Annotated in this window: 19 protein-coding genes and 1 pseudogene; 13 read left to right on the top strand and 7 right to left on the bottom strand. The window is 69.8% G+C overall.

Annotation, left to right across the window (positions count from 1 at the left end):
• Positions 1 to 32: 32 nt before the first annotated feature.
• Positions 33 to 161, bottom strand: coding sequence for a hypothetical protein (locus ABD798_RS17630; RefSeq protein WP_344876067.1), 129 nt, complete (start codon positions 159 to 161; stop codon positions 33 to 35).
• Positions 162 to 230: 69 nt separating this feature from the next.
• Here ABD798_RS17630 and ABD798_RS17625 point away from each other — a divergent pair, with 69 nt between their 5' ends.
• The 6 genes and pseudogenes from ABD798_RS17625 to ABD798_RS17600 all read left to right on the top strand — a co-directional run bounded on the left by ABD798_RS17625 (position 231) and on the right by ABD798_RS17600 (position 4,757).
• Positions 231 to 482, top strand: a complete 252-nt coding sequence (locus ABD798_RS17625; RefSeq protein WP_344876065.1) for a hypothetical protein — start codon at positions 231 to 233, stop codon at positions 480 to 482.
• A gap of 189 nt (positions 483 to 671) precedes the next feature.
• Entirely contained in the window at positions 672 to 1,316 is a 645-nt protein-coding gene (locus tag ABD798_RS17620) for an HNH endonuclease family protein (RefSeq protein WP_344876063.1), read from the top strand.
• 443 nt (positions 1,317 to 1,759) lie between these two features.
• Positions 1,760 to 2,872 carry a TolB-like translocation protein gene (locus ABD798_RS17615; protein WP_344876061.1) on the top strand — a complete coding sequence of 371 codons (1,113 nt, stop codon included), beginning with the start codon at positions 1,760 to 1,762 and terminating at the stop codon, positions 2,870 to 2,872.
• Between the two features lie 28 nt (positions 2,873 to 2,900).
• Positions 2,901 to 3,473, top strand: coding sequence for an SUKH-4 family immunity protein (locus ABD798_RS17610; RefSeq protein ID WP_344876059.1), 573 nt, complete (start codon positions 2,901 to 2,903; stop codon positions 3,471 to 3,473).
• A 384-nt stretch (positions 3,474 to 3,857) separates the two neighbouring features.
• A pseudogene (locus tag ABD798_RS17605) lies at positions 3,858 to 4,085 on the top strand (UDP-N-acetylglucosamine--N-acetylmuramyl-(pentapeptide) pyrophosphoryl-undecaprenol N-acetylglucosamine transferase); the annotation flags it as partial.
• Between the two features lie 18 nt (positions 4,086 to 4,103).
• Entirely contained in the window at positions 4,104 to 4,757 is a 654-nt protein-coding gene (locus tag ABD798_RS17600) for a UDP-N-acetylglucosamine--N-acetylmuramyl-(pentapeptide) pyrophosphoryl-undecaprenol N-acetylglucosamine transferase (RefSeq protein WP_344876342.1), read from the top strand.
• Positions 4,758 to 4,862: 105 nt separating this feature from the next.
• On the opposite strand, the gene ABD798_RS17595 is transcribed toward ABD798_RS17600, so the two are convergent.
• Both ABD798_RS17595 and ABD798_RS17590 read right to left on the bottom strand, forming a co-directional pair.
• Positions 4,863 to 5,099 (bottom strand): DUF397 domain-containing protein, encoded by a 237-nt coding sequence (locus ABD798_RS17595; RefSeq protein ID WP_344876057.1) that lies wholly within the window; start codon positions 5,097 to 5,099, stop codon positions 4,863 to 4,865.
• 2 nt (positions 5,100 to 5,101) lie between these two features.
• Complete coding sequence (locus tag ABD798_RS17590; protein WP_344876055.1) at positions 5,102 to 5,962, bottom strand: helix-turn-helix domain-containing protein; 861 nt, start codon at positions 5,960 to 5,962, stop codon at positions 5,102 to 5,104.
• A gap of 230 nt (positions 5,963 to 6,192) precedes the next feature.
• On the opposite strand from ABD798_RS17590, the gene fxlM reads away from it, so the two are divergent.
• The 4 genes from fxlM (at position 6,193) to ABD798_RS17570 (ending at position 11,979) form a co-directional block, all read left to right on the top strand.
• Positions 6,193 to 7,425, top strand: a complete 1,233-nt coding sequence (gene fxlM / locus ABD798_RS17585) for a methyltransferase, FxLD system (protein WP_344876053.1) — start codon at positions 6,193 to 6,195, stop codon at positions 7,423 to 7,425.
• 50 nt (positions 7,426 to 7,475) lie between these two features.
• On the top strand, positions 7,476 to 7,604 hold the full coding sequence (locus ABD798_RS17580; RefSeq protein WP_344876051.1) for an FxLD family lanthipeptide: 129 nt from the start codon (positions 7,476 to 7,478) through the stop codon (positions 7,602 to 7,604).
• A gap of 92 nt (positions 7,605 to 7,696) precedes the next feature.
• Positions 7,697 to 10,750 (top strand): lantibiotic dehydratase, encoded by a 3,054-nt coding sequence (locus ABD798_RS17575; protein ID WP_344876049.1) that lies wholly within the window; start codon positions 7,697 to 7,699, stop codon positions 10,748 to 10,750.
• Positions 10,747 to 11,979: a lanthionine synthetase C family protein gene (locus ABD798_RS17570; protein ID WP_344876047.1), complete on the top strand. Its 1,233-nt coding sequence runs from the start codon at positions 10,747 to 10,749 to the stop codon at positions 11,977 to 11,979. The genes ABD798_RS17575 and ABD798_RS17570 overlap by 4 nt, the downstream gene beginning before the upstream one ends.
• A gap of 320 nt (positions 11,980 to 12,299) precedes the next feature.
• On the opposite strand, the gene ABD798_RS17565 is transcribed toward ABD798_RS17570, so the two are convergent.
• The 3 genes from ABD798_RS17565 to ABD798_RS17555 all read right to left on the bottom strand — a co-directional run bounded on the left by ABD798_RS17565 (position 12,300) and on the right by ABD798_RS17555 (position 13,838).
• Positions 12,300 to 12,866: an SIS domain-containing protein gene (locus tag ABD798_RS17565; RefSeq protein WP_344876045.1), complete on the bottom strand. Its 567-nt coding sequence runs from the start codon at positions 12,864 to 12,866 to the stop codon at positions 12,300 to 12,302.
• A 113-nt stretch (positions 12,867 to 12,979) separates the two neighbouring features.
• Positions 12,980 to 13,258, bottom strand: a complete 279-nt coding sequence (locus tag ABD798_RS17560) for a hypothetical protein (protein ID WP_344876043.1) — start codon at positions 13,256 to 13,258, stop codon at positions 12,980 to 12,982.
• Between the two features lie 268 nt (positions 13,259 to 13,526).
• Positions 13,527 to 13,838, bottom strand: coding sequence for a hypothetical protein (locus ABD798_RS17555; protein ID WP_344876041.1), 312 nt, complete (start codon positions 13,836 to 13,838; stop codon positions 13,527 to 13,529).
• Between the two features lie 223 nt (positions 13,839 to 14,061).
• Here ABD798_RS17555 and ABD798_RS17550 point away from each other — a divergent pair, with 223 nt between their 5' ends.
• The 3 genes from ABD798_RS17550 (at position 14,062) to ABD798_RS17540 (ending at position 17,971) form a co-directional block, all read left to right on the top strand.
• On the top strand, positions 14,062 to 15,312 hold the full coding sequence (locus tag ABD798_RS17550) for a helix-turn-helix domain-containing protein (RefSeq protein WP_344876039.1): 1,251 nt from the start codon (positions 14,062 to 14,064) through the stop codon (positions 15,310 to 15,312).
• Positions 15,312 to 16,220 carry a phosphotransferase gene (locus ABD798_RS17545; RefSeq protein ID WP_344876037.1) on the top strand — a complete coding sequence of 303 codons (909 nt, stop codon included), beginning with the start codon at positions 15,312 to 15,314 and terminating at the stop codon, positions 16,218 to 16,220. The genes ABD798_RS17550 and ABD798_RS17545 overlap by 1 nt, the downstream gene beginning before the upstream one ends.
• Before the next feature lie 311 nt (positions 16,221 to 16,531).
• Positions 16,532 to 17,971: an FAD-binding protein gene (locus tag ABD798_RS17540; RefSeq protein ID WP_344876035.1), complete on the top strand. Its 1,440-nt coding sequence runs from the start codon at positions 16,532 to 16,534 to the stop codon at positions 17,969 to 17,971.
• A gap of 116 nt (positions 17,972 to 18,087) precedes the next feature.
• Here the strand turns inward: ABD798_RS17540 and ABD798_RS17535 are convergent, their stop codons facing one another.
• Complete coding sequence (locus tag ABD798_RS17535; RefSeq protein ID WP_344876033.1) at positions 18,088 to 19,332, bottom strand: LuxR C-terminal-related transcriptional regulator; 1,245 nt, start codon at positions 19,330 to 19,332, stop codon at positions 18,088 to 18,090.
• Positions 19,333 to 19,444: the final 112 nt, after the last annotated feature.

Raw genomic sequence — 19,444 nt, 5'->3', positions numbered from 1 at the left:
AACCCGCGCCCGGACCAGGCTTGCCCCGACCGCTACTCGCCGGGCACGGCGACCCCGACCACGCGCCCGCGCTGCGGCCGCACCCCTACTTGGTGCAGGTCAGCCACGGCCGCGCGTGGTGGACGCTGCTCCACCGAGGCCGCCACCGCCGCTGCCAACACCAATGGCGCTGCCAAGTCTGCGGACTGCCATGCCCACCGCGCGCGCAAGTCTTGCTCGACGGACACAACGTGTACAGCGACGCGCCCCTGCACACCCGATGTCTGCGGCTGAGCCTGAGCACGTGCCCGCACCTCACCGACACCACGACCCTGCGAGTCGCCGCCGTCACCACCGACGACATCCTGGCCGACGGCCACCCCTGGGCCGACACCCTGGTGACCGAGTGGACACAGGACTGGAGCGTGCCCGACAGCGTCTACACCACCGCACCGGACGTCCACGAGGTCGTGGCGTGTCCGCAACGCCCATCACGCTCGTGACGCCGCCACCGAGCGCAACGCTTGCGCGGCACGTGGCCAAGATCAGGCACCTGCCCGAGCACATCGCCGAGACGGGGGGGACGTGGTCGTTCCGTCGGGTGCACCGACCAACCCAACCTTCCACCGCGCCACTCGCAGGCGGGAACCTGGGCAACGCCGGTATTGCCTGCTGTGCCAAGGAGAACCGCTGTGCAACGCATCCGACCTCGTGCCCTCGCCGCCCTCACCGCGATCCTCATCGCCGCCACGCTGACCGCCGCACCTGCGAGCGCCGCACCACGCGGACTCCCGGAACTCCCCACCCTCGACCTCGCCCGCACCCAGCTCGCCGAACTCACCAGGGCAGAGGAACACTCGATGATGGGCTACGACCGCACCCTGTTCCGGCACTGGGGAACCCACGCCGACAACTGCGACACCCGCGAACTCGTCCTCGCCCGCGACGGCGACAACGTCACCCGCGACGCCGCCTGCCGAGCAGTCACCGGAACCTGGATCTCCCTGTACGACAAGGTAGTCATCACCTCCGCCTCCAATGTGGACATCGACCACATCGTGCCGCTCGCAGCCGGATGGCGATCCGGTGCCTGGGAATGGGACGCCGCTAAACGCAAAGCATTCGCCAACGACCTCACCCACCCACAACTCCTTGCCGTATCAGCGAAATCCAATCGCTCCAAGGGCGACCAAACACCGGCAACCTGGCGGCCTCCAGCACGTGACAGCTGGTGCGACTACTCCAAAGCCTGGTCTCACGTAAAGTCGATCTACCGACTTTCCGTCACCGAAGCCGAACGTAGCGCGTTGACCGAGATGCTCGACACCTGCACGTAACCCTGCTGCCGCACCACCGCGGAAACAGAGTGGTGTGATCATGCTGGGCGCCGCCGCCCGCTGATCTGCCGCTGCTGAGCGCGCCGAACGCGGCGCTGTCCCCGCACGCCGGTGATGTCGCGCGCGAGCCGATGTTGTCGATCGCCCAGGCAGCGCTGCAGAACGTGCGCAGCTACGCCTCGAAAACCGCCATCGCAGGACGTGGTCGCGGTCTGAAACACGCCACAGCAGCGGATTCCTCGATCCCAGAGAACGTGCTCTCGGGGGGAACCTGCACCGAACAGCACGCGCTGTCACCGCCGTTGACTGAGGCGGATGCGACCCGTGCACTCAAAGCGACACACGACGAACTCGACTTTGTGGTGCGTGTCAACTGTTTTGAGCGTAGCGGAAGCGGCTGCTGCAGATCTGTCCACAGTGGATGGTGTCGGTAGAGTACGTGGATGACCAAGGTCAAGCTTTCCGCGGTGTTCGGCGGTGCCAGTTCCGCGCCTGTGGAGCGTGTGGTGTGTCATCCGCGGTTGCCGTTGGTGGCTGCGGTTGATGGTGGGCGTCGGGCGGTGCACGTCCTGGACTGCGGGCGCGACGAGCTGGGCCTGCTCGCCAGTATCGGTAGCGGGTCGGCTGCCTACGGCGAGGTCGAGCCTTGGGAGCGGGGGATGCGGGACGCGTTCGCGGCCTGGCATCCCGTTGAGCCCCAGTTGCTGGTGGCCACGAAGGCAACCGTGTGGTCCTGGACACCCACCGAACTGCGGGAGTTGACCGCTCTGCCAGCGGGTGCCGCCTACGAGGAGCTGCTGTTCAGCCCTGACGGCAGCACGCTGTGGGCTTCGCCGTCATCGACGAGCTCGCGGGACATGGACGCCATCGACCTCGCCACCGGCGAGGTGGTCGCCGTCGGTGCGTACCCGTGGGGTGGCGCGCACCCATCCGGTGCCGTGATGCTGACGACGTCCCAGGATCAGGGCAGCTCGCGCATCGACTTCCTCCGAGTCGAACAGGGTGCGCCCGCCGATCGTCGGTTGCAGCGCCTGATGGTCGTGCTCGGCAACGACGCCTACCAGCCGCCGATCTTCAGCTCTGATGGCCGCTTCTTCGCGATCCGGGGCAACGCCTACGGCGAGACGCTCACCGCCTTCGAGTTCCCCTCGCTGGAGAAGGTGCTGCACGAGGAGTTCGACGGCACCGAGGACGACGGCTGGTGGCGCAACGACATCACCTTCGGTGCGAAGCCCGGCGCGCTGTGGGTCGGCACCCCCACCGGCGCGCTGTGGTCCTACGACCTCGTAGCCGGAACCAAGACCGAACACGGAGTGCTGACCGGACATCAAGTGACAGCGATCGGGTGCACCTCGCTAGGACATCTGGTCATCGGCTGCGACAACGGCGAGATCCTGCTCGCCTCCATCAGCGATGGCGCCGCCGCCGACCACCCCATCGACCCCGACGCCGTGCGCACCGACGTCGCGGCATTCCTCGCAGCGACCGAGGACGTGCCGGCAGACATCGACGACGTCGAGTCCTTCCTCATCGCCGCCAACGACAACGACCGCTGACGACAGTGGCAGCACAGGGTCTCCGGCAGTGGAGGCTCGGCTGCCGTGGGAACGGCGCCGCGATGACAACTATGACGAGGTGATGGTGTTGGGCACGGAAGTGGACTTGATCGCCAAGATTCGCCTTCTGTGGCAAGGGAAACTGTGCCCTTTCCGCGTCGAGGCGCTGCACCCTGCGCTCTCGGAGCAGGACCGGGACTTCCTGGTGAACGTTGGGCTTCCGCAGTACGAGGATGTCGAGTACTTCTGCGACGGGCCAGCCCCGGACCTGCTGCACGAACACGGACGCACCCTCGTCGAGATCGGACTCTTCGAGCCACCGTCGGTGTCGCTGGTGGTGGACGCGGCCGAAGGGTCGGTGTTCTCCATCGCCCGGTGGGCACCGGAGCGGCTGACCTTCCGGAACTCGTCGCTGCCGCTCTATGTCTACATCGAGGGACGACTGGAACAGCTGTACACGATGCTTCCCAATCTGCCACGGGAACAGCAAGACCAGGCGATCGAGCAGACTATGCGGGACTTCGCTGAGCTGGATCCGCCCTCGATGCTCAACAACGCGACATCCTTGGCGCATTCGCTGCACGAGCTGCTGTGGGAGTGAGCAACAGGGACCTGTCGACGACGCCGAGAGCTCGCCGAGGAAGCCGGGATCACCGCCGACCTCCTGCCCGCCCCAGCCGCAGTGGCGGTCCGTTCCTTCCGAGCTGACTGGGAGCCCACGCTGAGCCTGTCCTACGGAGCCATCGGTGATCTCAACCCCCCGCTGGGTGGGGAGAGCGGCCAACCAGCGAGATGGATGAACCTCGACGTGCCGTGGGAGAGCGCGTTCCCACAAGACCGTGACCGCATCCGGCCCTACGCGTTCAGGCTCGCGACGCACTGACGACGATCGGGAGCTGAGACGTGATGTTGCGACGTTCGGAACCGTCGCACGGATGCAGCGCAGGCTAGGTAAGGCTTCCAAGAAGCATTCGAAAGTGGAGTCGCCGCGAAGCTGTGCCGTCGTCCGCTGGTGATCCATGAACAGACCGTGCGCTTGGGGTTGGCGAACCGGACCCTGGCGCACGCCGCGACGCGCGTGGCGGTGTCCTCGGAGCCCACGTTGCCGCTGCTGTCCGAGTCCGCGCAATGCATCGCGACCGTGACCGGTAACCCGGTGCGCCCGGAAGTGCTGATGGGACAGGCGGTGAAGGCCGTGCACGGGCTCGGGTAGCACGGCTTCGATTCCACGCTGCCCACCGTCTACGTCACCGGCGGGGCGCAAGGCGCCCAGCAGATCAACACGCTCGTGGCCGAGGTGCTGCCATGGATGCTCAGCCACGCCGACGTCATCCACCAGTGCGGCCCGACCGCGTTGGAGGCTCTGCGCGGGCACGCGGAGACGTTGCCTCCGGCGTTGCGGCAGCGCTATCTGGTGACCGGGTATGTCGGGGCGGAGTTGCCGGATGTGTTGGCGCTGGCCGATGTCGTGATCTCCCGCAGCGGCGCGGGCACGATCGCCGAGATCACCGCCCTGGGCAAGGCCTCGGTGTTCATTCCGCTGGCCAGCTCCGCCGGGAACGAACAGGCGCACAACGCCCTGCACCTGCAGGACACCGGCGCGGCGATCGGGTTGACCGGCTCGCCGACTCCGCAGGATCTGCAGGCTGCGGTCGCGCCGCTGCTGGGTGATCCCGCCCGCCGCGCCGCGATGGCCGGGCATGCTCGCGCCCATGGGCGTCCGGACGCGGCTGTCAAGCTCGTCGACGTCGTGCTCTCCGCCGTCGGCGAGCAACGGCTGAGGGAACGCTCAGAGTCTATGTCTCGATGTGGCAAGCCTTTGGCCTGCCACAAGTTCGCGCCCCGGCCATGTATACGTCCTGCGTTCCATGCTGAAGGTCGGTGAGTCTGGCCAGCGGGCCAACGCCTCGGTGATCGCCATCGCGGCGGCGTGGCCGAACTAACGCCCCCAGCATCAGTCCACAGTGGACGGTGGCGGTTGGACTCCTGTTCAGGCGTCGGTCTGTTGAGGTGGGCGTTGGTCCTTGAGGGTGTCCAGGAATCGGCTCCACTGGTGCGGGGTGAAGGCGAGGATCGGGCTGGCTGCACCGAGTTTGGAGTCGCGGATGCCGACCATGCCCATCGCGGTGCCGAACTCGACGCAACCGGAACCGTTTTCTTTGCTCGCGGTGGCGGTACGCCAGTTGGTGGAGGCGGCCAGGGCGCGCAGGACGTCGTCGTTGGTCATGGTCACCACTCCTGGGCTAGCTGGCGCAGCAGCGCCGGGGTCTCATCCGGTGGGCAGGCTCGGTGCTGGAGTTCGGTCAGCGCGGCGCGGTAGGCGGCGATCTGGTCGGGCTTCTCGTAGAGATAGGAGTCCACGAGCGTCTCGGCATAGACGCATCCGGGATAATTGCCCAGCTCTGGCGGGGACGACAGGAGGGTGAAGGACCCGTCGACGCCGGGGTGGGCGCCGGTGCTCAGGGGGAGGATCTGTAGTCGGGTTCCGGGGCGTTGCGCGGCTGCGGCGAGGAAGAGCAGTTGCTCGCGCATCACCTCGTCGTTGCCGACTCGCCAGCGCAGCGCGGACTCGGCGATCACGCGGTGCACGAGCGGTGTCGGGTTGCCGCTCAGGACGAGGTCGTGGCGGCGTCGGCGCAGGGCGACCAGATGTCGGACCTCGTGCTCCTTCAAGGTGGGGTTGGCGCGGGAGATGACATCGCGGGCGAAGGCCTCGGTCTGCAGCAGGCCGGGGACGATCTGGGAGTCCCAGCTCTCCAGTTGGGCTGCGGAGGATTCCAGGCCGAGGAAGAGCGAGAAGTCGCTGGGCATCTCGCCGGGGTCGAAGTCCTGGAACCAGTCGGTGCCCGCCTTCGCGCGCAGGCGCAGGCTCTTGAACGACTCGATCTTCTCGGGGGCGCGGTAGAGGGAGAGCAGCCGTTCCAGTTCCACCGGCTTGGGCAGCGAGCGCCCGTTCTCCTGGTGGGTGATGCCCGAGACGCTGACGCCGATCTCCGTCGCGACGTCTTCCCGGCTGAGGCCAGCATTCTCGCGGAGGTGGCGCAGCGCCCCGCCGAACCACCACTTCAACGCCGTCGGACTGTCCGCCACGCGTGGCTCCTCCTTGTGCTGCTCCGGCGATCCCACCGGCCGAGGGCGCGCGAGCCACCCGGACGGGGGATCACATTGTGACGATCGTCAGTTGTACCGTCGTCATTATGATCGGCGTCACGTTCTGGATCACGGTACCGGTCGTGTCCGCAACAGGCGCCGGCATTACCTCGTCACTGCGCTGCTGACGCGGCCTTCGTGACCAGCACCTCAAGTGGAAGAGTGACCGAGTGAACACACTGAGTGAAAACGGTGCGGCGACCGCCGCGGACCTCCGGGCGCGGATGGTCGGGCGACTGCGCGAGGAAGGCGACTTCCAGTCCGAGGCGATTGGCCGCGCGCTGGCCACGGTGCCGCGCGAGGCGTTCGCGCCGGATGCCCCGCTGGAGCGGGTTTACACCCGCGAGGCCGTGGTCATCACCAAGCGCAACGGGCGGGGCACGGTCCTCAGCTCGGTGAGCGCGCCGTGGATTCAGGCCGCGATGCTGGAGCAGGCTCGGATCGAGCCTGGTATGCGGGTGCTAGAGATCGGCTCCGGCGGCTACAACGCGGCGCTGATCGCCGAGCTGGTCGGGGAGCACGGTGAGGTCACCACCGTGGACATCGACAGCTTCGTCACCGATCGCGCCCGGGAGTACCTCGCCGCCGCCGGGTACGAGCACGTGCGGGTGCTGCAGCGGGACGCCGAGCACGGAGTGCCCGAGCACGCGCCCTACGACCGGATCATCGTCACCGTCGACTCCTGGGACATTCCTCCGGCGTGGATGGGCCAGCTGGCCGAGGACGGTCTGCTCGTGGTGCCGCTGCGCGTGCGCGGGCTCAACCGGTCCATCGCTTTCGCCCGCGACGGTGATCATTTGATCAGTACGGACTACCGGTTGTGCGGGTTCGTTCCGATGCAAGGCGAAGGGGCGCACGCAGACCAGCTGACGCCCCTGGCCGGCGAGGACGTCGTCCTGCGCGTGGACGGTCAGCTCGACGTCGACGCGCCTGGCCTCGTGGCCGCGTTGGCCACGCCCGTGCGGGTGCACGGCAGCGGAGTCACCGTCGGCGGTGTGGAGGCCTTCGACGACCTCGACCTGTGGGTGGCGACCCACGTCGAGGGTTTCGGCCTGCTCGTGGCCACGTCTCCCGTGATCGAGTCCGGGACGCTCGCCAAGTCCACGCGGCTGGGCGCCAAGACGATCGTCGAGGGTTCCTCCTTCGCCTACCGCGCCCCTCGGCCCATCGCTGAGTCGGAACTCTTCGAGGTGGCCATTCACGCCCACGGGCCTGACGCCGATCACCTTGCGCAGCGCTACATCGAGGCGATCCGCGAGTGGGATCGCCAGCAGCGAGGCGGGCCCGGCGTGCGGTTCACCGTGGTGCCCGCCAGCACGCCGGATGCCGAGTTGCCCGAGGGGCACGTGGTCGACAAGCGCCACGTGCGCGTCCTGATCTCCTGGCCCGCTTCCTCGTCCTGACCGGATCGGTCGGGTTGTCCGCACCACCGAACACGAGAACGGAAAAACATATGGAACTCGACTTCGACCTCGACCTGACCTTCGTCGAATCCAGCTCCCAGCAGGGGGTGCTGCTCAGCTACACCGACGACGGCTGCGGTCAGACGTGCGAGAGCGCGTGCTCCAACAGCACCTGCTGACCCAGACCAGTCCTCGGTGGCCTGGCGACGAGCGTGCAATCACCTCGGTGCCAGGCCACCGGTCTGTCCTCACCCGTTCCGGGAGGCTCGTGATGTACACCGTGGTCGATGCTGCCCTAGCCCGACTCGCCACCTCGCAGTCCTCTGAGGACGGTGCTGAGTGGCCGGATCTCACCGCCGCCGACGGTCCTGGGCGGGTTCCGGGGTGGCGTGCGTGGCTGCGGCGCCGGTGGTCACAGCCGGAGTTCGCCGCCGCCGTCACCACCGCCAGCCCGGACCTGGCACGCCGGGTGGTCGCGGTGTGCGCGGGGGAGGAGCAGCGTGTCAAGCGGGTACGCAGCGCGGTGATCTCGGTGCTGCGCTACCAGTTGCGCGCGACTGGCCGCGCGACTCCGTTCGGCCGGTTCGCCGGAGTTGCGCCCGCGCACTTCGACACCCAAGCCCAGGTGCGCCTCGGCGGCGAGCACCACCGCGTGCATCGAGCGGACGCGGTATTCATTCACCGGCTACTCGCCGAACTGCACGCCTGTCCCGAGCTGGTAGCGCGTCTGCCAGTGGTGGCCAACGGGACCGCGTTCGTGCGCGGCGACCGGCTCGTGCTGGGCGTGCGCGCCGCCGACGCCCCGGCTGTCGGACAGCACCGAGGTGAACCGGCGGAGGTCTCCGTGCGGTACACACCCGCGCTCGCCGCCATCCTGCACGCCGCGCGGGAACGCGTGTGCGTCAACGAGCTGGCCGCGCGCCTGACCGAGCAGTTCCCCAGCGCCGCGCGCTCGTCGATCTCGATGATGCTCGCCACGCTGTGCCAACAGCGAATTCTGATCAGCAGCCTGGTCCCGCCGATGACCGCCACCAACCCCCTCGCCTACCTCTGCTCGGTGCTGCGCGAGGTCGCCGCTGCTGAGCTCCCGGCTGCCGCCGCGATTCTGGACCGGCTGGAGGCGGCGCGTGCCGCGCTGGCCGAGCCCGAGCCGACAACCTCGATCGCGACGCCCGCGGTTGCGGAGGCGATGCCGGATGTCGACGTGCGAGTCGATGCCGAGATCACCCTGCCCACCTTGGTGGCCGCCGAGACCGTCCGCGCCGCGCACCTGCTGACCCGCCTCACCCCGCACCCGGCAGGGACTTCGGCGTGGCAGGACTACCACCACCGTTTCCTGGAGCGCTACGGACTCGGCGGCGCGGTACCGCTGCTGGAACTGGTCGCTGACGGCGGCCTCGGCTACCCCGCCGGGTACCGCGATTCCCCGCTGCCGAGCACGCCGGCGCGCGCTTCGCACCGAGACACGGCTCTGCTGGCGCTGGCGCAGAACGCCGCGCTGCACCGCCGAGTCGAGGTCGATCTCGACGAGCAGACGATGACCGCCCTGGAAACAGAGAACCCGTCGCGCGCACCGCACTCGGCGAGCACCGAGCTCGCCGTGCGCGTGCACGCGCACGACCTCGCAGCGCTGGAGGCGGGGGAGTTCCAGGTCGTGGTGACCGGGGCTTTCCGCGCGGCCGGGACCACCAGTGGCCGCTTCCTCGACCTGCTCGATCCCGCCGAGCTGGCCCGCATGAACGCCGCCTATCGGAGCGTGCCGCCCCTGCAGCAGGGCGCGGTGCGGGTGCAGGTCAGCGGGCCGCCGATGTACGTCGACACCGAGAACGTCGCTCGTGCCCCGCAGGTCCTCGATCAGCAGCTGGTCATCGGCGAGCATCCATCGACCGGTGCGGCCCTGACACCCCGAGAGCTGCTCGTCGTCGCCGACAAGCATCAGCTCTACCTGTGGTCGGTGCCGCACCAGCAGGTGGTGGAGCCGGTGTTGTTCAGCGCGGTGGAGTTCACCCGCTACGCACACCCGCTGCTGCGGCTGTGCGCGGAGATCACCGGCGCCCGCACCGCCGCGTGCGGCCCGTTCTCCTGGGGTGCGGCCGCCGATCTGCCGTTCCTGCCCCGGTTGCGCAGCGGCCGCGTCGTGCTCACCCGGGCCCGCTGGCGACTGGACACCACCGACCTCCCCGACGCGAGCGCGCCGTGGGAGCGGTGGAGCGCGGCGGTGACCGCGTGGCGGCAGACGAGCATGGTCCCGGCGCAGGTAGAGATCGGCGCCGGAGACCAGCGACTGCGCGTCGACTTGGACGAGCCGTCCCACCTGTACCTGCTGCGCGCCCAGCTCACCCGGCACGGGCACGCCGTGCTCACCGAAGGCCCACCCACGGGCGCTCTGGACTGGATCGGCGGCCGTGCTCACGAGGTCATCGTCCCGCTCGCCAGCACCCAGCCCAGCGCCACACCGCCTGTCCGCGCCACGCCGCGGCCGCGCGCGCCGGAGCAGGAGCACCTCCCAGGCGCGGGAAACTGGCTGTTCTGCACCCTCGCGGTCCCTGCCGCCCGCCACACCGCGGTGCTGACCGGCCAGCTGCCCGAGCTACTGTCCACCTGGGAGAGGCCGCCGCCGTGGTGGTTCCTGCCCTACCGCGACCCCGAGGACCACCTCCGGCTCCGCATCCACCACGCGCCCGGCGAGTTCGGGACCGTCGCCGAGCGGGTCGGAGCATGGGCTGCCGAGCTGCGCCGCAGCGGCGTGATCTCCACGGCGCGGTTGGACACCTACCACCCGGAGACAGGCCGCTACGGTCACGGCCCGGTCCTGGCAGCCGCAGAGAGCGTCTTCGTCGCCGACTCCGCCGCTGCACTTGCCCACCGCAGCACAACCGCCGCCGCCGGGCTCGACCCGCGCACGCTGACCGCGGCGAGCCTGCTCGATGCGGCCACCGCCTTCACCGGCAGCCTCTCCGAAGCCGACACCTGGCTGAGAAGCACCGTCACCGCGCCCGAGGCCGCCTCACCACGACCGACCTACACCGAAGCGCTCCAGCTGGCTGACCCCACCAACCAGCACCAGGCCGTGCGCGGGCTACCCGGCGGCGAGAAGCTGCTGGCCGCGTGGCAGCGGCGCCGCACCGCGCTCACCGCCTACCGCACCGCGCTCACCGTCCACGGCGGCCCCGACCCGACCACCGTGCTCTCGGCGCTGCTGCACGTGCACTGCATCCGCGTCAACGGCATCGACCCCTCCACCGAACGCGGCGCGCACCGCCTTGCCCGCGCCGCCGCCCGCAGCCACACAACCCGGACACGCACCCCGAAGGACGCCCCATGACCAACCCCATGCCGCTCTCGGCACGCGCTTGGGCCCACGCCCTCGCGGCCGCCCTGACCGACCCGAGCGCCGAGCTGGCCACCGCCACGCACCCACCAGTGCCGCAGTCGCTGGCCACCGGCGCAGCCGGCGTTGCCCTGCTGCACCTCGAACGCGCCTACTCCGACCCCGTCCACGCCAACACCGCGCACGCCTGGATCACCGCCGCCACCGCAGAACCCGTGACGTCCAACGGAAACGCGACGCTCTTCCACGGTGTGCCCGCGCTCGCCTTCACCGTCACCGCAGCCGCCGAAGCCACCAGCGCCTACCACCACGCCCATGCTCAACTGGAGTTCGCGACCGCCAAGCTCACCCGCGCGCGCCTGGACACCGCGCACGCCCGCATCGACCGCCGCGAGCGCCCCACCCTGGCCGAATTCGACCTGATCCGAGGGCTCACCGGACTCGGCGCCCTGCACCTGTACCGCGACCCGCACAGCGAGATCACCGCCGCGGTGCTGAACTACCTCGTCCGCCTCACCCTGCCGCTGGCCGACACCGACGACCTGCCTGGCTGGTGGAGCGAGCACGGCCCGCGCAACGAACCCTCCGAACAGTTTCCGGGCGGCCACGGCAACCTCGGTCTCGCCCACGGCATCACCGGTCCCCTCGCGCTACTAGCGATCGCCGCCCGCGCCGGCATCCTCATCGACGGCCACCACGACGCGATCACCCGCATCTTCGCCTGGCTGGACACCTGGCAGCGCCACCACCCCGCCGGGACGTGGTGGCCGCGCATCATCACCCTCGAAGAAGCACGCACCGGAACCCTTCACCAGGACGGTCCGCAGCAACCCTCTTGGTGCTACGGGACCCCCGGCATCGCCCGAGCCCAGCAACTCGCCGCCCTCGCCACCGGTGACGCCGCGCGCCAAGCTCTCGCCGAAGCCGCGCTTGCCGACTGCCTGGCCGACCCCGGCCAACTCGCCCGGATCGTCGATGTCAGCCTGTGCCACGGCGCCGCCGGACTCCTGCACACCACCTGGCGCGCCGCCCACGACGCCACCACCCCCGCCCTCACCAACGCCATCCCCCGACTGGCCGAACTGCTCATCCGACGGCTCGCCGACACACCGGAACGCGGTGGACTGCTCGAAGGCAGCACCGGCGCGGCGCTAGCCCTGCATACCCTCACCAACGGGAACGCGCCCCGCTCGCTGTGGGACCGCTGCCTCCTGCTCGCCTGACACCGAGGAAAGCCCAGACCGAGAGGGCGAGGTTCGCCGTTCCATCGCTCTCACGGCCCCGGATCGGGGGCCTCGCCGTACTACCCAACCCACGCAACGAGGTGCGAGCCCGCCCCGACACGATCTCGGCGCGGTTCCCTTTAAGGCTCACCGCCGACGAGCCGAACAGCGTGATCGAACGCCGGTGATGGAGCGTGACCGGACTCCAGGCATGCGGGGACATACACCCGCGCTTCAGATGAATGAGACGAACTCGCTTGGGGAAGGCAGAAAGCGCTCGTTCGCGAGCGTGCGGCACCACCCAGCTAAGGCTGCGCCGCTCAGCCCCGACGCGTCCTAACGGCCTCGGCGAAAGCGCCGAACCACGCCGCCCGCGCGACCACCGAGGACAGCGGCACCGACTCGGCTGCGGCGGGCAAGACCACGTCAATCCGACCGACTCGAGCTAGGTCACTGCTCGCCCGCGACGTCAATGCGATCACGCGCGCGCCGCGCAGTTCGGCGGCGCTCGCGGCCGCGAGGACCTCGGGAGTGCTGCCCCGTGCGGAGATGGCGAGGACGACGTCTTCTGCGGTGACCGCGCCGATGCCGCCATGCAACACATCGGTGGCGTGCAGGAACTGTGCCGGGGTGTCGCAGCTGGCCAACAGGTGCGCACCCAACCGCGCCAGGTCAGCGGAGGTGCCGACGCCGATGGTGATCACCCGGCCGCGCAGCGACGCCACCAACTCGACCGCCGCAGCGAAGCCAGCGTCGAGGGGGACACGGCGCACCGCGTCACCGCATCGCGCCATCACCGCGTGCGCGGCCGCCGTTGCGGTCAGCGCGTACTGGCCTGGACGGCCGCACGGCACAGGCGTGGCGGCATCAGCGCGCGCGATCGTCATCAGGTCTCCTGTTGCAGTGGAAGGAGAAACAGCCTCAGACAGAAGAATCGGACAGGCATTCCAGGGGCATCGCAACTCGTGCGCGAGCGCCACGAGCACAGGGCGCGGCGTTGCTACGCCCGGGTGAGCGGGTAGAGCGCCGTGTGGTCGGCGTGGATCTCCGCGCACGCACGGCAACGCGGCGCATCCGGGGAGGCCTCGCTGTCGGAGCAGAGCGCGCCGCACTCCGCGCGGTAGACCGGCGGCGACATCCCGGGAAGCGGGCGCGGTGCGCCGTCGTAGGTCGCCGGAACGTGTGCCTCGGGGAGCGATCCGGCGGCGCTGTGCCAGGTCGGGTCGGCGGCTGGTGGCGGTACCAGGGCTGAGCGGCGGGCGGTGAGGACTGCGGTCATGGCGTGGCTCCACGAGGTTCAAGGGGAAGGGTGTTCCGCCTCGGCGCGCACCAGCCGGGCTCGGGGGCATCGCGGGCGTCTGCGATGGCGCGGGCCGCTGTTGGGCCTGCTGCTCCGGCTGGCCTCCCTGGGGCGGAGGCGGAACACCGTGGTCGTCACCGCGCGAGCGGCGGGGTGGTGTCCTGGCGGGACACAGGAGGTCGACCTCGGCCGTCGCCCGCCAGGAGTTGGGGTGCTCCGCTCGCGGTGCTCGTGCGAGCGGAGCGGGTTACGCGGTGGCGGCTGCGGTGAGAGCGCGGCGTCCGCGCTGGTGGTCGGTGAAGGCGTGATGGACCGTCGCGGCGATCGTGCAGCCGGGCGTGGGGCGGCGCAGGACGCGCGTGCGGCAGGCGCGGCAGCGACCGTCGTCGTCGAGGACGTGCCCGTCCAGCAACGCACGGAGGGCGGCCACTGCCATCGGCAACTCGGTCGCTCCCAACACGGCCAGTACCTCGTCGTCGGCAGCCGCGACGGTGGTGTCGATGGCTTCGAGTGTCTCGGTCACACGGTTGTGCAGCAGCCGTTGGGTGTAGGCGTCCATTGCTGGCTCCTGACGACATCGTCGTTGACACCGAGCCCGCCGAGGCGGGGAGCTGACTGCGGTGTTTGCTGGCGTGTTGGTGCTGGTCACCAGCTTGCGCTGCTGTCACTGCGCTGGGAATGTCGTGAGGTTGGCGTTGGCATGGCGTAACCCTGGCGTTGCGGTGCAGTCCAGGGGCGAGCTGTGCTTGCATGGCCAGAGCTGGTGGGGGAGGTGTCAGTCGATGGCGGTGGCGAAATGGACCGGACGCGAAGCGCGCGCCCTGCGCGACGTGCTGCGCATGAACGCCGACGTTTTCGCTGAGCATCTGGGGATCGGGCCTCGCGCGGTGTCGGAGTGGGACCGCCGCGGCAGCGACATCGTGCCCAGGTTCGAGATGCAAAGCGCGCTCGACACCGCGCTGGCGCAGGCCACGGAGGCAGAACGGCACGCCTTCTACGCTCGGATCGCCCAGCCCGCGACCGCGCCGCCGCTGGCGCTGGTCGGGATGGGGCAGGACGACGAGGCGTTCCTGGCCGCCCTGGATGAGGCTCGGCTGCGCCTGGACACCACGCTCACCACCGGCAGCCTCACGCCTGCGCGGCTGCAGCTGTTCGAACGGCGCGTGAGCGACCACCTAGCGGACTACCCGCGCACCTCACCAGCGGTGATGCTGCGCGCGATCGGACCCGATCTCAACGAAGTGCAGCACGTTGCCGCCGAACGCCAACGCGCACGCGATCTCGACCGCCTCCACGAAATCCTGGCCGTGCTGAGCCTGCTGAGCGCGGATGCGCTGATGAAACTCGGTGACCTCCGACGCTCCCGCTACTGGTACGACAGCGCCTGCCTCGCCGCCGACGACACCACCAACCTCGCCCTACGCGCCCAGGTCCGCGCCCAGTGCGCGATGCTGCCCTACTACTACGGCGACACCGCAGCCTCGGTGCGCCTCGCCCGGGACGCCCAAGCCCTCGGCGCCCCCTCGTGCGACGGCGTGGCGCTGGCAGCCGCAGCCGAAGCACGAGGACTGGCACGACTCGGCGATCGCAGCGCAGCCGAAGCCGCCCTGGCCCGCGCCCACGACCACCTCGACAACCTGCCCGGCGACCACCCCGACCTCGCGCTGAAGTTCACGCTCAAGCGTTACCTGCTCTACGCCTCAGGAACCTTGACCTACCTCGGCGAACACGCCCGCGCCAGCGACGTCCAGGACCAGGCACTCCAGCTCTACCGCAGCGACCCGCGCCTGGTGATCGACCCCGCGCTGATCCAGCTCGATCACGCCACTGGCAAAGCCGCTCAAGGCGAAGCCGAGGACGCCTGCACGCTCGCCATCACCACCCTCACCGGCCTGCCGACTGAGCACCGCACCGACATCGTGCGGGCCCGCGCCCGCGACATCATCACCGCCCTGCCCGCCCAAGCCCGCAGCAGCCGGTCCGTCGGCGAACTCCGCGACCTGCTCACCGACGACACCGGAAGCGACACCTGATGCTGCAGCACACCGGCCCGGACCTCACCGAAACCACCTTCACCCCCGAGGCCACGCGCCGTGTCCTCGACGCGCTCGGAGCACGCACCGGACTCGACACCACCGGAGCCCGCCTGCTGCGCCACCAAACCAACGCCGTCTACCAACTCCGCGAACCGGTGATCGTCAAAATCACCAGACCCGGCACCCGGCACGTCGCCGAAATCGTCACCCTCGTCCGCTGGCTCGACACCCGTGGTGTCCCTACCGTGTCGCTGCTGGAGATCGACCAGCCCCTGGAGATCGCCGGCTGCGCCATCACCCTCTGGCACTACCTCCCCCAAGCCGGTACGCCGACGATCAGCGCACCCGACATCACCGGGCCGCTCAAGACCCTGCACGAAGTAGGCACACCCCCGGTCACCCTCCCCGCGCTGGATGCCGTCGCCGCGATCCGCACCGCCATCGCCAGCAGCAGCTTCCTCACCACCGACGAACGCACCCGACTGCGAACCCGCTGCACTGAACTCGCCTACGCCACCGCCAACCTCACCTACACCCTCGCCCCCGGCCTCATCCACGGAGACCCTCAACACCGCAACACCCTCAGGCACCCCGACAACCACACACCCGTGCTGTGCGACTGGGAAAGCGCGGTCATCGGACCCCGCGAATGGGACCTCGTCACCATCGACGTCCACTGCCGCCGCTTCGGCCACCCACCTCAGGAGTACGAGCGCGCCGTTCAGACCTACGGATTCGACGTCCGAGACTGGGACGGCTACCGCGTCCTACGCGACCTGCGCGAACTTCGCATGATCACCACCAACGCCCGGAAAAGCAGCCCAGGCTCACCCCAGGCGCGCGAAGTCCACCGCCGCATCGCCCGCCTGCACCAACCCGCCACCGACCCGTGGAACATTCTTTGACGGCCACTGTCGAACTGGGGCACCGAGTCCATACGCTGCGCTCTGGCAGGCCGCCCTGACCTTTACGCGCTCGCATGCGTAGGCAGGCAACCCGGGAAAACACGTACGCACCACCGCGCGGTGCCGCAGAAGCTGGAGAGGCGCTTGCATGACCGCGAGCGCCCGGCAGATCCACTGTGGACGCCACGGACGGCGGCTCGCGCATCCACCCGTGCAGGGAACGGGCGCGGGCTCGTGACCGCAGTGGTGACCGTTGTGCCGCAACGGATCTGTCATCGCCGTGCACCACGTGAGCACCTCGGGGGATGCCAGTGACCCAGCAACTTTCTCTCACCACGCCTGCCGTCGCCTACGACCCGGCCACACGCCGGTGGCGCTCGGAGCTCGGCCCGGGCAGCGTCGCCGTCCCCGAACTCGACGGCCACCTTGTCCTCAACCTCACCGGGGCGGAGTCCTCCGGCGACCTCGGCCACATCGTCACCGGCGCCCCGGACGTGATCCTGCACCCGGGCTCGGCCGCCGACATCGCCGCGATGGTCGCGATGTGCCATCGCCACCAGATCCCGGTCGCCGCGCGCGGGCATCACCACACCACGCACGGCCAGTCCCTCGCCCCGGACGGGCTCGCGATCGAGATGACCGCGCTCAACCAAATCCACGGAGTTCGCGCCGGGCACCTGCACGCAGCCGCGGGGGCGAGCTGGCGCGAAGTCGTCAGATACGTTGTACTACAAGGGTTTCGTCCGGCAGGGCTGCCCGGCTACCTCGAACTGACTCTTGGCGGGACGCTGTCGGTGGGCGGGATCGGCCAGGAACACCGCGAGGGCGGATTCGTCGACCGCGTCGTCGAGTTGGAGATCGTCACCGGAACCGGCGCGCGGGTGCGCTGCTCCCGCACCCGGCACGCCGAGCTGTTCACCGGCGCGCTCGCGGGGCTCGGGCAGGTCGGGATCATCACCGGCGTCGTGCTGGAGCTGCTGCGCGCACCGGAGAGCGCGCTGGCGATCACCCTGCCCTACACCAACTCCGGCGAGGCGTTCGCGGCGATGCGCGTGCTGGCCGAGCACGAGGAGATCGACGGCGTGTTCTGCCTCATCGCCCCGCCCACCACCAGCAGCCCACCGACCTACAACGTGCTGGCACACCACTGGTACTCGGGCGCGCCGCCGAACCTCGATGCCGCGCTCGCCTCCGTCCCGGCACCGGCCAGTCCGCCCCTGATCGACACGCGCCCCTACGTCGAGCACGTGTCCCGCTTCGACCGGCTCATCGAGGACATGCGCCGCACCACCACCTGGGACGCGGAGATCAAGCCCTGGTTCGACGTGTTCCTGCCCGACCACACCGCGGAGGCCTTCGTCGACGATGCCGTCGCGGGGCTGACCGAGGACGACTGGGCCGCGCCGCTGGGATTCGTGCTCGTGCACATCCACCGCCGCGACGCGTTCACCTGCCCGCGCCTGCGGGTGCCGGAGGACACCGAGTGGGTGTGGCTCTTCGACATCCTCACCACCTCCCGCCCCGGCGCGGCCGCCGACTTCACCACGCGGATGCTGGACCGCAACACCCGCCTGCGGAAGAGAGCTGAAGCCGACGGCGGCCTCGTCTACCCGATCGGCTCGCAGATCCTCGACCATGGGCACTGGCAGCGGCACTACGGCGACACCTGGCCGGAGGTGTTGGAGACCAAGCGCCGCTTCGACCCGGCAGGCATCCTCACCCCCGGGATCGGTCTCCGCAACGACCTCTGACCCACCAGCCCCACAGTCCAGAGGCGGGTGATCTCGATCTGAGATGGCCCGCCTCGATCTGTATACCCTTGTCCCACAACACAATCACCGGCTGAACAGGTCAAGCCCCGCCCGAGTTAGTGCGACTGGGGCGGGGCGCTGTGCGCGACGGCGGCGGCGAGCGCCGCGCGGTTGGGAAGTGCGAGCGAGCGCAGAATGCCACGGACATGGCACTCCGCCGTGCGCGTCGTGATCCCCAGCGCGTCGCCGATCTCGGAGTTGGACGCCCCGTCGGCAACCAGAAGGGCGACCTCGCGCTGTCGTGCGGTCAACCCCGCAATCCCCGCCGCCGCAAGCGTTCCCGACGCCAGCGAACGACTCACCCTGCGAGGTGACCGGGCGCGACGGCGCGCGGCGAAGGGCACCTCCTCCCGCGCGCCGCGAAGTTCGCGGCGGCCGAGCAGGCGCTGCGGAGCCATCATCCGATACCGGGCACGGCCACGAGGATCACGGTCCAGCACGATCACCGACGCGGACAGCAACTCAGCCAGCAGACGCGCGATCGCATCCCGGTCGACGCGACCACCCGCGCCCACTCGCTCGGCCTCGTCCAAGTCAAACCCGCGCGAGAGCACCGACAGCTGTCGCCACAGCACGCGCTGGACCGCCGAGCACGACCAGAACTGCTCCCGAAGCCCACGAACAAATCCCGACCGCGCGCCCGGACCACCGAAGAGCACGCCATCCGGGTCCTGCGCCAACACCGCGGCGGGACGAGTCCGCAACGCGGACGCCGCGAGATCCAACGCGGCGGGCACCCCGTCCAACGCCCGACACAGATCCAGCGCCCCCGCCTCTCGCGCGGACAACCCGATGCCGACAGCTCCCGCCCGCCCAACCAGGTACCGCACCGCGGGCGAGTCCGCCCCGCCCGCGGTCGAGAATCCCCGCATCGGCACCGCGTGCTCGATTGGGCCGGACAGCAGCCGGCGACTGGTCACCAGCACCCTTGTGCCAGGTGCGTTCTCCAGCCACTCCGGTACCAGCCAACTCAGTGGCCGGACAGCCTGCTCGGCGCCGTCCAGCACCAGCAGCGTGCGACGGCGGCGCAATGCCTCGGCCACCTCCGTACGAGGCGCGCTCATCGCCTCGGCCACCAGATCGGCGGGATGACGGCCGCGCACAAGCCCGGTCATCGACACCCACAGTGCCGCGTCGACGACCCCCGTGGTCATCATGGTGTTCAGGACGTGGTGGGCCAGCCGGGTTTTGCCGGTGCCCGGCGGGCCATGCAGAGTAGTGGCACCGTAGCGCCGCAATGCCTGCGCCGCGTCCCGATGCTGCCCGTGCGAATCGGCGATTGCCTGTGGTGGCGTTGCCATAGCGCCCCCTGCGGTCGTACTTCCCGTTTCCAGTCATACCGGCTCGACAGCATCGAGCGCCACGCCACGACGTGACGACCCGTCGGCATGTCGCGCCGCGCCTCGACCCGGT

It is taken from the genome of Allokutzneria multivorans (assembly GCF_039537405.1).
Lineage (GTDB): Bacteria > Actinomycetota > Actinomycetes > Mycobacteriales > Pseudonocardiaceae > Allokutzneria > Allokutzneria multivorans.
The sequence above is the reverse complement of the archived record's forward strand: the minus strand, read 5'-3'. Positions and strand labels throughout refer to the sequence as shown.